We start from the raw sequence: 12512 nt of genomic DNA, 5'->3' as shown, positions 1-12512 counted from the left end.
GCATGGGGCGCGGCCGTCAGAAGGCAAAGCACACCAAGGTCGCCCGGGAGCTGAAGTACTTCAGCCCGGAGACGAATTACGGTGCGCTCGAACGCGAGCTCTCCGCCGGGCACGACTCGGACGAGAACTCCTACGTCGACCGCTGGGCAGACCAATACGGGGATGACCAGCTCGAGGGCGACGACGAGTTCGAGCCCCAGCAGGACCAGAACAAGTCCGCCTGACCTCCTGGTCAGCTGACGCCGCGCACCCTCCGGGGTGACGCGGCGTTTCCGCGTGCCGCTCGCCCTCGCGACCCAGAACGACAGGCTCGCTGTCGTACGACAACGGTTGTGTCGCACCTTGCACCCGCAACAACCTGCGCCCGCAACCAACGACAGCCCCGCTGTCGTACGACAGCGGTTGTGTCGCACCTTGCACCCGCAACAGCCCGCGCCCGCAACCAACGACAGGCTCGCTGTCGTACGACAACGGTTGTGTCGCACCTTGCACCCGCAACAGCCCGCGCCCGCAACAGCCCGCGCCGTCAACCAACGACAGGGCCACCGTCGTACGACAACGGTTGTGTCGCACCTTGCACCCGCAACAGCCCGCGCCCGCAACCAACGACAGGCCCGCTGTCGTACGACCGCGACGGTGTCGTCCTGCGTCGACAGAGCGACCGCGTCGAGCCAGCACGCGACGCGACCCGACGACCCCGCGCGGAGTCAGCCGGCGTAGCTCCCCACGAGCCGCACGGCGCCGCCGTCGACGCCCTTCGCCCCCTGCTCGAACCCGTCGAGGTCCCGCGCGGACATCGACACCGTGCCGACCTGCCACGCCGCGAGCCCGGCCGTCCCGAGCGCGTCGATGACCGAGCCAGTGGCCGCAGCCGACACGACCGCGAACATGCCGATGCCGAGGTTCCACGTGCTCTCGGTGTCCTCGATCGGCATCCCCGCCATGGAGGCGAGCACGCGGAACACGGGGAGGGGCTCCCACGTCGAACGATCGACCTCGACCCAGGAGCCGACGGGCAGCACGCGTGCCAGGTTCGCCGCGATGCCACCACCGGTCACGTGCGAGAGCGAGTGGACCGCACCGTCGCTCGAGGAGATCACGGAGAGCAGCGGGGAGGTGTAGAGCCGGGTCGGCTCCAGCAGCGCCTCACCCACGAGCCCGCCGAACTCCGGCAGCGAGTCCGTGTACCCGACCCCGCGGGTCGAGAGGATGTGCCGGACGAGCGAGTACCCGTTCGAGTGCAGACCGGAGGACGCGATCGCCAGGACGACATCCCCGTCGAGAACGCGATCGGCACCCAGAACGGAGTCAGCCTCGACAGCGCCCACCGCCGCGCCCGCGACGTCGTAGTCGTCCGGCCCGAGGAGCCCGGGGTGCTCGGCGGTCTCGCCGCCGACCAGCGCGGTGCCGGTCTCGGCGCAGCCGCGGGCGATCCCGGCGACGATGTCCGCGATCCGGGACGGCACGACCCGGCCGCACGCGATGTAGTCGGTCATGAACATCGGCTTCGCACCGACCACGACGATGTCGTCGACGACCATGCCGACGAGGTCCTGGCCGATGGTGTCGTGCTTGTCGATCGCCTGCGCGATGGCGACCTTCGTGCCGACGCCGTCGGTCGAGGTCGCGAGCAGCGGCCGTGAGAAGTCCTTCAGGAAGGAGACGTCGTACAGCCCGGCGAACCCACCGACACCACCCAGGACCGAGTCATTGTGCGTCGCCGCGACTGCGGACTTCATCAGCTCGACGGCCAGATCACCTGCGGCGGTGTCGACCCCGGCCTCTGCGTACGGGTTGGGCATGCGGAGTCCTCCGTCGTGGCATGGCAGACTTGTTCGGTACCACCCGATTCTACGGTCTGGAGCACACCGCGAATGTGCGGCATCGTCGGCCTCGTTGCGCAGGGGCCTGCTAATCAATCCATCTACGACGCTCTGCTCCTCCTGCAACACCGGGGACAGGACTCGACGGGCATCGCCACGGTCGAGGGTCACATCCACCACATGCACAAGACCCGCGGGCACGTCCGCGAGTCCTTCCGCACCCGTGACATGCGCGCCCTCCTCGGGACCATGGGACTGGGCCACGTCCGGTACGCCACGAAGGGTGCCGCCAGCAACGAGGAAGAAGCGCAGCCGTTCTACGTGAACGCGCCGTACGGCATCGTCCTCGTCCACAACGGCAACCTGACGAACACGCGGGAACTGACGCGTGAACTCTTCGACATCGACCGCCGGCACCTCAACACGAGCTCGGACACCGAGCTCCTGGTGAACGTCCTGGCGCACGAGCTCCAGGGCCAGGTGCGTGGGGCCGACCTCGACCCGGGCCAGGTGTTCGACGCCGTCGAGCGCGTGCACCAGCGGGTGGAGGGCTCGTACGCCGCCATCGCGACGATCGCCGGGCACGGACTGCTCGCGTTCCGCGACCCGTTCGGCATCCGGCCGCTGATCCTCGGCCACAAGTTCGACGACGCCGGCAAGTCCGAGTGGGTCGTCGCGTCCGAGTCGCTCGTGCTGGAGTCCGGCGGGTACGACATCGTCCGCGACGTCGCTCCCGGCGAGGCGATCTTCGTCGAGATGGACGGCACGATGCACGCCCGCCAGTGCGCGGCGAACCCGCGCCTGGTCCCGTGCTCGTTCGAGTACGTCTACCTGGCCCGTCCGGACTCGGTGATGAACGGCATCTCCGTGTACGACGCCCGCCTGCGCCTCGGCAACCGTCTGGCTGACACGATCGCGCAGCACGCCCCGACCGGCGACATCGACGTCGTGATGCCGATCCCGGACTCGAGCCGCCCCGCAGCGATGCAGGTCGCACAGAAGCTCGGCATCGAGTACCGCGAGGGCTTCTACAAGAACCGCTACGTCGGCCGGACGTTCATCATGCCGGGGCAGGCGGAGCGCAAGCGGTCCGTGCGCCAGAAGCTCAACGCGATGTCGTCCGAGTTCAAGGGCAAGAACATCCTCATCGTCGACGACTCCATCGTGCGCGGCACGACGAGCAAGGAGATCGTCGAGATGGCCCGTGCCGCCGGCGCGAACGAGGTCACGTTCACCTCCGCCGCTCCCCCGGTGCGCTACCCGCACGTGTACGGCATCAACATGCCGACCCGCGCGGAGCTCATCGCGCACGACCGCAAGATCCCCGAGATCAACCGGGTGCTCGGCAGCGACCACCTGATCTACCAGGAGATCGGCGACATGCGGGACGCCATCATCGAGGGCTCCGACGTCACGGACCTCGAGATGAGCTGCTTCACCGGTGAGTACGTCACCGGCACGGTGAGCCCGGAGTACCTGTCCTGGGTCGAGGCGAACCAGCTCAGCTGATCCGGCGGCTCCGCCACCAGAGAAAGACGGGAGGCTCGGTGCCAGCTGGCACCGGGCCTCCCGTCCGTCTGTGCGCGCGTCAGCGCGCCTGGTCGCCGTGGTCCTCGATCTCGCCCTCCACGGTCTCCGGCGGCAGCTCCACCTCGACGCGCTCCGCGGTGAGCCGCGCCGCGCGGCGGGAGAGCACGCGGTCCAGGACGATCGCGACGACCGCGCCGACGAACCCGCCGATGGCGACGCCCCAGAGGCCGAAGTACCCCACCAGGCTGCCGAAGCTCTGCGTCTCCTGCTGGTCGCCGCGGTCGAGGTTCATGGTGAGCGAGATCACGATCAGCGTGACGACGAAGCCGAGGAGCGCTCCACCGACGATGAAGACGCCGAACTTCGGGGCGCGACGGATGGTGACCTCGTCGGAGGAGGAGACGGTGCCGGGCGTCGGGACCGGAGCGTCGTCGGGTCGATCGGTGTTGCTCACGAGTCCATTGTCCCCCACTGTGGGACGTGCTCCGGCCTGTGTTCGCGTGCGGATCCGCGAGAGGATGGAGCGGATCGAGTGGTATCCCACGGGTGGAGGTGACGCGGGGTGAACGGATCGACGGCGGCTGACCGACACCCCGGTGTCCCGGCGCGCATCTCGTGGCCGATCGCGCAGCGGCGGGAAGAGGACCGCGCCGTCGCCGTCGTCGCCGACCACCGGTGCAGCGTCGCCCTGGTCGGCGCACCAGGGCTCGGGAAGAGCACCGCTGCCGCACGGGTGACCGACCGGGTCGCACGACGTGACTCCGAAGGCAGGACGCTCGTCGTGCCGATCACCGCCGTGGCGACCGGGGCGTCGATGCCGTTCGGCGCCGTGTCCGAGCGCCTCGGTGAACTCCCGGAGGAACTCCTCGCCGACGAGGCGGGCGCCGAACAGCGGCTGCGCGAAACGGCGGACCTCGTCGACCGCGACCTGCTGCTGCGGGTGGACGACGCCGACCACCTCGACGCGATCTCCGCCAGGTACGTCGCGTGGCTCGTGCGGAACCAGGGCGCCAGGATCGTGCTGACCTGCCGCGACTTCACCGCGCTCGCCGAGCCGCTCCGCGCACTGTGGCAGGACGACGTCCTCGAGCGGATCGACCTCGACCCGCTCGACGTCCACGACACCGCGGCGCTCATCGGCCAGGCGCTGGGAGCCCCGCTCGAGGCGGCGTCGGTCGAACGGGTGCACCGGGCGACCGCCGGGAACCCGCTCTACCTCCGAGAGGTCGTCCGTGCCGCGCTGACCTCGGGGGCCCTCGAGCACACGGCGTCCGGCTGGTACTGGCGCGGGCGCATCACCGCGTCCAACAGCCTCGCCGACATGTACCGCACGGAACTCGGCGCACTGCCGGAGGACCTCCGCGACGTCGTCGACATCGTCGCGCTCGCCGACCCGATCCCGCTGTCCCGACTGCTCGGGCTGGTGAGCGGCGGCGACGTCGACCGGGTCGTGGCGCTCGGACTCGTCCGGATCGACTCGCTCGACGAGGGCGCCCCAGCGGTCCGGCCGTCGCACCCCCTCGTCGGCGAGGTCGTCCGGTCCCTGGTGCCGGTCGCGCGCCGGACGATGCTGTTCGCCCGCGCGAACGCCTTCCGCGCCGACCTCGACTCCGGGGCACTGCCGGCCGCGCGACTCCGGGCTGCGCTGTGGGCGCTCGAGTGCGGGGTGCTGCCGCCGGTGCCGCAGCTGCTGGACGCGGCGCACGTCGCCGTGCGGCTGCAGGAGCTCGAGAGCGCGGTCGCCCTGGCCACCGCCGCGCTCCGGGCCGAGCTCTCGCCGACCCAGCGGGTGGCCGCGCTCTGCCTGCGGTCGCTCGCCCACGGCTACAGCGAGGGGCGTGAGGCCGGACGCGCCGATGCCGAGGCGGCGTGGGCGATCGCCGGTGCCGGCACTGTCGACGACGACGCCGTCATCGAGGCGTGCGAGACGCTCGCGAACATCCGGCAGTTCCACGACGACGACACCCTGGCGGCCGTCGCCCTGACCGACGTCGCGATCGGGTTCGTCGGTCCCGAGGCCGCCGAACGGCTCCGCCTGCTCCGACTGTCGCACCTCGGCTGGGGCGGTCGGTTCGGGGAGATCCGTGCCGAGATCGAACGCTCCGGGATCGTGGACGCCCCGACCGTGCCGATGTCGTTCCTCTGCCTCGCGCCGTGCGCCGTGATGGCACTGGCGACGGCCGGCCGGCTCGACGACGCGATGCGCCTCGGCACGGCGGCGCTGACGACCGCGACCGCACACATCGAAGAGGCTCCGTGGAGCGTGGGCGAGCTGATGTCCGTGCTGCACCAGGTCCAGGTGTGGCGGGGCGACATGGACGGCCTCATCACCCAGGTCTCGCTGAACCGGTCGAGCCCGTTCCTGAAGTACGACTTCACCCTCGAGCTCATCGGTGCCGGCAACCTCGCGATCGGGCAGCGCCGGTGGGACGACGCGATCACGGCGTTCTCGGCCGCGTGCGAGCGGTACGCGGTGGCCGACCACGGTGGCTTCGGCGCCTACCCCTGGGCACGGCTCGCCATGGCGTACGCCTTCTCCGGCCGGGCAGAGGAGGCGAACGCCGCACTCGAGCACGCCCGAGCGACCCCGCCCCGGGCGATGCGCATCACCGGGGACCAGATCGCGACGACCATCTGCTGGACCGAGGCGGTGCTCGGCAACCCCGCTGGGCTCCGGCACGCCGACGAGCTGATGGACCGGGCGGCCGCGAGCGGGGCGTGGATGCACGTCCTGTACGCGCAGACGCTGCACTACTCGATGGACATGCTGAACGGGCGGGACTCCACCGCGTCACTCGACCGCATGCGCGAAGCAGCGACACGGGTCGACGGCCCGCTCGCGAGCGCGATCGTCGAGTACGCGGACGCCATCCGGTCGCGGGACCGCACGCGGATCGCCGACGCGCAAGCCGTCCTCGCGACGCACGGCATGGCCGTCACGGCGGGTCGGGCGCAGCGTCCTCCGCTCACCCGCCGCGAGTACGAGGTCGCGGCACTGGCTGCCCAGGGGCTCTCGAACCGGCGGATCGCCGAGCAGCTCGGGCTGTCGGTCCGGACGATCGACGCCCACCTGTCGCGCGTGTTCGGGAAGTGGGACCTGCACGCACGGTCGGAGCTCGCCGAACTGCTCTGAGATCACCGAGCTGCTCTGCGTTCACCGAACTGCTCTGATGCGCGCTCTGCGGGCCGGGAACCGCAGTTCCGTTGCGGAATGCAGCACGCCACGCCGAATGGTGCACACGAAGGGCCGGACATCGCGTACGGTGGTCGCTGTCGCCGGGTTCGGACCCGTTCGGGTCGGGTCCGAATCCCGGCGACTTCAACTCGGTTCCCACGCTACGTGCCCGGGTCGCTGTGCCACATCGGTAGGGACTACCTAATTCGATGCCGATCGGTATGCACTCGGCGTGTCGTCAGACGCCGGTCCGCACCGGCAGGTATGCCGTGAGGTCCGCCCGCGCGCCCGACGCACTCGCCCGCGCTGCCGAGACCGCCTCGGTCCAGGTCAGCGTGCCCGTCGCCAGCGCGATCCACGTGGCCGCGTCGGTCTCGACCACGTTCGGCGGTGTCCCGCGCGTGTGCCTCGGGCCCGGGACCGCCTGGACGGCTGCGAACGGCGGGACCCGCACCTCGACGCTGTTCCCCGGGACGTCCTCGGCGAGACGCTGGAGCGTCCACCTGACCGCCGTCGCCGTCGTCGGCCGGTCGGTCGCACCGGCGAGCACGGCTCGGAGCGCCGCGGCTCCCTCGGCGTCGTCGATGGTCCTGCTCGGCATGTCCACAGGCTAGCCGGTGCATCGCGAGGCAGCGGTCGGGCTCGGTAGGGTGATCGGGTGCGAATCCTCGTCCTCGGTTCCGGTGCCCGCGAGCACGCGATCATCACGGCGCTCCTGGCAGAACAGGCCGGCCACGTCATCACAGCGGCACCGGGCAACGCCGGCATCGCCGCCGACGTCGAGACCGTGTCGATCGACCCGACGAACGGTGCCCTCGTCGCCGAGTACGCGATCGAGAACGGCATCGAACTCGTCGTGGTCGGTCCGGAAGCGCCGCTCATCGCCGGTGTCGCGGACCCCGTCCGCACCCGCGGCATCCCGGTCTTCGGTCCGAGCAAGGCCGCTGCAGCGCTCGAAGGATCGAAGGCCTTCGCCAAGCGCATCATGTCGGCGGCGAACGTGCCGACGGGCCGCCCGGTCTCCGCAGGCACCATCGACGAAGCCGTCGCCGCGATCGACGAACTCGGCGCACCCCACGTCGTCAAGGCCGACGGGCTCGCCGCCGGCAAGGGCGTCCTCGTCACCGAGGACCGTCAGGCCGCCATCGACCACGCGACCTACTGGCTCCAGCACGGCCCGATCGTGGTCGAGGAGTTCCTCGATGGCGAAGAGGTCTCGCTGTTCTTCCTCAGCGACGGTCACGACGTCCGCGCGCTCAGCCCCGCACAGGACTACAAGCGTCTCGGCGACGGCGACGTCGGTCCGAACACCGGCGGCATGGGCGCGTACTCGCCGCTACCCTGGCTCGCCGACCGATGGGGCTCAGAAGCCGCCTTCGTGGCAGAGGTCGCCGACCTCGTCGCGCTCCCCACGGTCCGCCGACTCGAGCACGAGGGCACGCCGTTCGTCGGGCTCCTCTACTGCGGGCTCATCGTCACCGAACAGGGCGTCCGCGTCATCGAGTTCAACGCGCGCTTCGGCGATCCGGAGACCCAGGTGGTCCTCCCCCGCCTCGCGACCCCGCTCAGCGCGCTGATGCTGGCGGCCGCGACGGGTCAGCTCGGCGGCGCCCCGGAGCCCGAGTTCCGCGACGACGCCGCGGTGACGGTGGTCCTCGCCAGCCAGGGCTACCCCGAGAACCCGCAGACCGGCCGTCCGATCTCCGGCATCGACGCGGCGAACGCCCGAGACGGCGTCGCCGTGCTGCACGCCGCGACGGGCCTGCTGGACGGCGACCTCGTCGCGACGGGCGGGCGCGTGCTCAGCGTCGTCGCCACCGGCTCCGACTTCACCGAAGCCCGCGACCGTGCCTACGCCGGCCTGCACGACATCACGCTCGACGGTGCCCAGTTCCGCACCGACATCGCCGCGAAGGTCACCCGATGAGCGCGCCCGCGGTCGACGGCTGGCAGCACGTCTCCTCCGGCAAGGTCCGCGAGCTCTACGTCCCGGCCGACACCGCCTCGGTCGCCACCGCGACCGAGCTGCTCCTCGTCGCGTCGGATCGCGTCAGCGCGTACGACTTCGCACTGGAGCCGCCGATCCCCGGCAAGGGCGAGCTCCTCACGCGCCTGTCCCGGTTCTGGTTCACCCAGCTCGGCGACGTCCCGAACCACCTGCTGACCCCGACGGCGACCAGCACACCGGTGCCCGACTCGGTGGCCTCCCGCTCGATGCACGTCATGCCCCTGCGGATGTTCCCCGTCGAGTGCGTCGTCCGCGGCTACCTCGTCGGCAGCGGCTGGGTGGAGTACCAGGAGTCGGGCAGCGTCTGCGGCGTGCCGCTCCCCGCCGGGCTCTCGAACGGCGACCGGCTGCCGGAGCCGATCTACACGCCCGCGTACAAGGCGCCCCAGGGCGAGCACGACGAGAACATCTCGTTCGAGCGGACCGTCGAGCTCGTCGGCGCCGAGGTCGCGACGCAGCTCAGGGACCGCTCGCTGCACGTCTACTCCGAGGCGGCGGCGATCGCCCTCGAGCGCGGTGTCATCATCGCGGACACCAAGTTCGAGTTCGGGCACGACGCCGACGGACAGATCCGCATCGGGGACGAGGTCCTGACGAGCGACTCCAGCCGCTACTGGGACGCCACGACCTACGCCGAGGGCAACCGCACCGATTCGTTCGACAAGCAGATCGTGCGCGACTGGCTCAGCGCCAACTGGGACAAGCAGGGCACGCCGCCGGTCCTCCCCGACGAGATCGTCGAGCGCACGGCCGCCCGCTACCGCGAGCTCATCGAGCGCCTCGGCGCCTGACCGCGCCCGTCCGCCAGGGCTGCTCGGACGCCCGCGGCGCGACGCGCGCGTCGCGCGTCAGGCGTCGCGGGAGAGCACGACGACGGTGAGGTCGTCGCCCGGGTCGTGCGACGCCGCACGCGCCCGCACCCGCTCGAGGAACTCCTGCGACGACCCGGACGCACGGTAGACGCCGCCGAGCCTCGAGAGCGACGCGAGCGTGGAGTCGAAGAGCTCGAGCGCCCCGTCGCTGACCACGATGAGCGTGTCACCCGGCTCGAGCAGGAGGGAGCCCGTCGAACGCGGAACCCCGGACGGGTGCAGGCCGATCGGCAGGTCGAGCGACCGGTGGATCGTCTCGGTGCCGTCGGCGTGCAGCTGCAGCACGAGCCCGTGGCCGGCATCGACCGAGTCGAGTCGGCCAGACGCCGGGTCGAGCCGTCCGTGGAACAGCGTGGCGAACGACGACGCGCGACCGAGCTCCGGCGCGACCTGGGCCTCGACCCCGGCGATCGCCGCCGACGGCTCGGCGGTACCGCGAGCGAGCACGGCCCCGCGGATGCCGGCGGCGAGGAGCCCGGCCGACATGCCCTTCCCCATCACGTCCGCGACGGTCACGTACAGCGCACCGTCCGAGAGGTGCCACTCGTGGAAGTCCCCGGAGACGACGCCGTGCGGCACCGACAGCCCGGAGATCGCGTAGCCGGGCACCGACACCTCCCGCGGGGACAGCCCGGCGAGCACCGATCGCATCCGGTCCTCGTCCGCGCCGGCTGCGAGCTCGCGCTCCGCCCAGGTCCCGAGCTCCTCGAGGAGCGCCAGGTCATCGGCGCCGAGCGTCCGCGGCGTCGGGTCGATGAGGCAGAGGGTGCCGACCTTGAGGGCGTCGCTCCCGACGCGCAGCGGGACGCCGGCGTAGAACCGGACGTTCGGGTCGCTGGTGACCATCGGTAGGTCCGCGTAGCGCGGGTCGGCCTGCGCGTCGGGGACGAGGACCGGCCCGTCCTGCCCGAGCGTGCGACCGCAGAACGTGTCCTCGAGCGGGATGAACGGGTCGAACCGCGCTTCGATCTGCTGCGACTTCAGGAGCAGGTGGGTCTCACCGGCGAGGTTGAGGAACGACCCGGAGACGCCGAAGGCCTCTCGCGCGATGCGGGTGATCCGCTCGAACCGCTCCTCGGCGCTGCCGTTCACCACGTCGAGCGCGGCGAGGAGCGCCCCGCGACGCACGGCTTCCGATGCGGAGTCGGGCGTCAGGATCGTCGCGGTCTCACCGGTCATGCACCAACGCTAACGCGCCTTCCGGACACCGCCTGTCCCCCGTCCTGCGGACCAGTGCCCCCAGTGCACGGGACAAGCAGTGCACGGAACAAGCAGTGCACGGGTTAACCGGCGCACGGGTCACCCGTGACGGATGTCACGGTCGATCCGTGACGCCCGGCAGAGGCACGGAGCGCCCGCCCGCACGACGCTGGGGTCATGGACAGCACACCAGTCATCCAGCTGAGCGGTCTCCGCAAGCGCTTCGGCGCCGTGACCGCCGTCGACGGCATCGACCTCACGATCCGTCCGGGCGAGGTCGTCGCCCTCCTCGGTCCGAACGGCGCCGGCAAGACCACCACGGTCGACCTCGCCCTCGGGCTCTCCACGCCGACCTCCGGCTCGGTCCGGCTCTTCGGCGAGGACCCCCGCGCCGCCGTCGTCGACGGGCGGGTCGGCGCGATGCTGCAGGGTGGTGCGCTGCTCCCCGACATGACCGTCCGGGACATCGTCGCGCTGGTCGGCGCCGCCCACCGGAACCCGATGCCCGTCGACGAGGCGCTCCGGCGCGCACGGTGCACCGAGATCGCGGGTCGCCGGGTGAACAAGCTGTCCGGCGGGCAGCTCCAGCGCGCACGATTCGCGGTCGCCGTGGTCTCCGACCCCGACCTGCTCGTCCTCGACGAGCCGACCGCGGCGATGGACGTCGAGGCGAGGCACGTGTTCTGGTCGTCGATGCGCGAGTTCACCGACGCCGGGCGCACGGTGGTGTTCGCCACGCACTACCTCGACGAGGCCGACACCTTCGCCGACCGCATCGTCATCATGCGATCAGGTCGTGTGGTCGCCGACGGCACGCCGTCCGAGATCAAGGCGATCGCCGCGACGCGCACGATCCGCTTCGGCGGGGTGCAGGAGTCCGCGCACGTCGCGCTCCGCGGTCTGCCGGGCACGGTCGGACTGGAGGCCCGGCACGGCTCCGTCACGCTCCGCACCGACCGCTCGGACCAGACGCTCAGAGCCCTCCTCGCCTCGTTCCCGGAGGCGCACGACATCGAGGTGGTCGCCTCCACGATGGACGACGCCTTCCTCGCCCTCACAGCAGACCAGCCAGAACAGCCAGGAGTCAGCGCATGACCACCACCGCCGCGGCGATCGCCGCCCCGCTCCCCACCACCGACGTCCGCGGACGCATGCCGATCCGGTACGTGCTCCTCGAGACGAAGCGCCAGATGCGCAACGTCCGCGCGATGGTGTTCACGTTCGCCGTCCCGGTCGTCATGCTCCTCGTCTTCGGGGCCGCCTACGGCTCGACGGAGGACCCGACGACGGGGCTGCAGTACCTCGTCGTCACGACGCTCCAGATGGCCGCGTACGGCGCGATGATGGCGGCGCTCAGCCAGGCGTTCGCGATCGTCAACGAACGCTCGATCGGCTGGAACCGCCAGCTCCGGGTGACGCCGCTGTCCGGCTGGGGGTTCCTGGTGTCGAAGGTCATCGCCGCGATGGCGTTCGCCGCGATCTCGATCACGATCACGACGCTCGTCTCGGTGCTCGCGCTCGGGGCGTCGCTCGACCCGATGCGCTGGGTCGCCGCCGGGTTCGGGATCTGGTGCGGCGTCGTGCCGTTCGCCCTCATCGCGATCCTGATCGGGCAGTTCGCGAAGCCGAACTTCGCGCAGCCGCTGTTCATGGTCGTGTTCATGGGCCTGGCGATCCTCGGCGGGCTGTGGGTCCCGCTGTCGATCATGCCGAGCTGGATGGGCGACGTCGCGCACCTGCTGCCGTCGTACTGGCTCAACCGCATCGGGCAGATGGGAGCGGGCGCCACGGGGACGAGCGGCATGCTCGAACCGGCGCTCGTGCTCCTCGGCTGGGCGATCGTCCTCGGGGCCGTCATCATGTGGCGTTACCGCCGCGACGCGGCGCGCCAGTGATGATGTGCC

General features: G+C 71.1%; 11 protein-coding genes. 7 read left to right on the top strand and 4 right to left on the bottom strand.

The features are described 5' to 3' along the window. Nucleotides 1-2 precede the first annotated feature (2 nt). Nucleotides 3-224, top strand: a complete 222-nt coding sequence (locus ACIPJ2_RS06825) for a DUF3073 domain-containing protein (protein ID WP_281266916.1) — start codon at nucleotides 3-5, stop codon at nucleotides 222-224. Nucleotides 225-707: 483 nt separating this feature from the next. Here the strand turns inward: ACIPJ2_RS06825 and purM are convergent, their stop codons facing one another. Beyond that, complete coding sequence (gene purM, locus ACIPJ2_RS06820) at nucleotides 708-1802, bottom strand: phosphoribosylformylglycinamidine cyclo-ligase (protein ID WP_402728135.1); 1095 nt, start codon at nucleotides 1800-1802, stop codon at nucleotides 708-710. A gap of 72 nt (nucleotides 1803-1874) precedes the next feature. Between purM and purF the strand changes: the two genes are divergently transcribed. Next, nucleotides 1875-3332 (top strand): amidophosphoribosyltransferase, encoded by a 1458-nt coding sequence (gene purF / locus ACIPJ2_RS06815; protein WP_281266914.1) that lies wholly within the window; start codon nucleotides 1875-1877, stop codon nucleotides 3330-3332. Between the two features lie 79 nt (nucleotides 3333-3411). Here purF and ACIPJ2_RS06810 read toward each other — a convergent pair whose 3' ends face one another. Then, nucleotides 3412-3807 carry a hypothetical protein gene (locus ACIPJ2_RS06810; protein ID WP_402728134.1) on the bottom strand — a complete coding sequence of 132 codons (396 nt, stop codon included), beginning with the start codon at nucleotides 3805-3807 and terminating at the stop codon, nucleotides 3412-3414. A 108-nt stretch (nucleotides 3808-3915) separates the two neighbouring features. On the opposite strand from ACIPJ2_RS06810, the gene ACIPJ2_RS06805 reads away from it, so the two are divergent. Then, entirely contained in the window at nucleotides 3916-6486 is a 2571-nt protein-coding gene (locus ACIPJ2_RS06805) for a LuxR C-terminal-related transcriptional regulator (RefSeq protein ID WP_402728133.1), read from the top strand. 280 nt (nucleotides 6487-6766) lie between these two features. On the opposite strand, the gene ACIPJ2_RS06800 is transcribed toward ACIPJ2_RS06805, so the two are convergent. Next, a complete protein-coding gene (locus ACIPJ2_RS06800; protein ID WP_402728132.1) occupies nucleotides 6767-7129 on the bottom strand; it encodes a sterol carrier family protein in 363 nt (120 codons plus the stop codon). A 57-nt stretch (nucleotides 7130-7186) separates the two neighbouring features. On the opposite strand from ACIPJ2_RS06800, the gene purD reads away from it, so the two are divergent. Next, nucleotides 7187-8455 carry a phosphoribosylamine--glycine ligase gene (gene purD / locus ACIPJ2_RS06795; RefSeq protein WP_402728131.1) on the top strand — a complete coding sequence of 423 codons (1269 nt, stop codon included), beginning with the start codon at nucleotides 7187-7189 and terminating at the stop codon, nucleotides 8453-8455. After that, nucleotides 8452-9327 (top strand): phosphoribosylaminoimidazolesuccinocarboxamide synthase, encoded by an 876-nt coding sequence (locus tag ACIPJ2_RS06790; protein ID WP_402728130.1) that lies wholly within the window; start codon nucleotides 8452-8454, stop codon nucleotides 9325-9327. The genes purD and ACIPJ2_RS06790 overlap by 4 nt, the downstream gene beginning before the upstream one ends. 57 nt (nucleotides 9328-9384) lie before the next feature. Here ACIPJ2_RS06790 and ACIPJ2_RS06785 read toward each other — a convergent pair whose 3' ends face one another. Further along, nucleotides 9385-10587 (bottom strand): PP2C family protein-serine/threonine phosphatase, encoded by a 1203-nt coding sequence (locus ACIPJ2_RS06785; RefSeq protein WP_402728129.1) that lies wholly within the window; start codon nucleotides 10585-10587, stop codon nucleotides 9385-9387. A 198-nt stretch (nucleotides 10588-10785) separates the two neighbouring features. On the opposite strand from ACIPJ2_RS06785, the gene ACIPJ2_RS06780 reads away from it, so the two are divergent. Further along, entirely contained in the window at nucleotides 10786-11703 is a 918-nt protein-coding gene (locus tag ACIPJ2_RS06780; protein WP_402728128.1) for an ABC transporter ATP-binding protein, read from the top strand. Continuing rightward, the gene (locus ACIPJ2_RS06775; protein ID WP_402728127.1) at nucleotides 11700-12503 is read left to right on the top strand and encodes an ABC transporter permease; all 804 of its coding nucleotides are present in this window, start codon (nucleotides 11700-11702) and stop codon (nucleotides 12501-12503) included. Before ACIPJ2_RS06780 ends, ACIPJ2_RS06775 begins: the two co-directional genes overlap by 4 nt. Nucleotides 12504-12512: the final 9 nt, after the last annotated feature.

The organism is Curtobacterium sp. NPDC090217, assembly GCF_044746705.1.
Taxonomy (GTDB): Bacteria; Actinomycetota; Actinomycetes; order Actinomycetales; family Microbacteriaceae; genus Curtobacterium.
This window is presented reverse-complemented; position numbering and strand designations above follow the sequence as displayed.

Coding starts and splice junctions, on each gene's coding strand:
- ACIPJ2_RS06800 (WP_402728132.1), bottom strand. CDS start 7,129: ATGCCGAGCAGGACCATCGACGACGCCGAGGGAGCCGCGGCGCTCCGA.
- ACIPJ2_RS06790 (WP_402728130.1), top strand. CDS start 8,452: ATGAGCGCGCCCGCGGTCGACGGCTGGCAGCACGTCTCCTCCGGCAAG.
- purM (WP_402728135.1), bottom strand. CDS start 1,802: ATGCCCAACCCGTACGCAGAGGCCGGGGTCGACACCGCCGCAGGTGAT.
- ACIPJ2_RS06775 (WP_402728127.1), top strand. CDS start 11,700: ATGACCACCACCGCCGCGGCGATCGCCGCCCCGCTCCCCACCACCGAC.
- purF (WP_281266914.1), top strand. CDS start 1,875: ATGTGCGGCATCGTCGGCCTCGTTGCGCAGGGGCCTGCTAATCAATCC.
- ACIPJ2_RS06785 (WP_402728129.1), bottom strand. CDS start 10,587: ATGACCGGTGAGACCGCGACGATCCTGACGCCCGACTCCGCATCGGAA.
- ACIPJ2_RS06780 (WP_402728128.1), top strand. CDS start 10,786: ATGGACAGCACACCAGTCATCCAGCTGAGCGGTCTCCGCAAGCGCTTC.
- ACIPJ2_RS06825 (WP_281266916.1), top strand. CDS start 3: ATGGGGCGCGGCCGTCAGAAGGCAAAGCACACCAAGGTCGCCCGGGAG.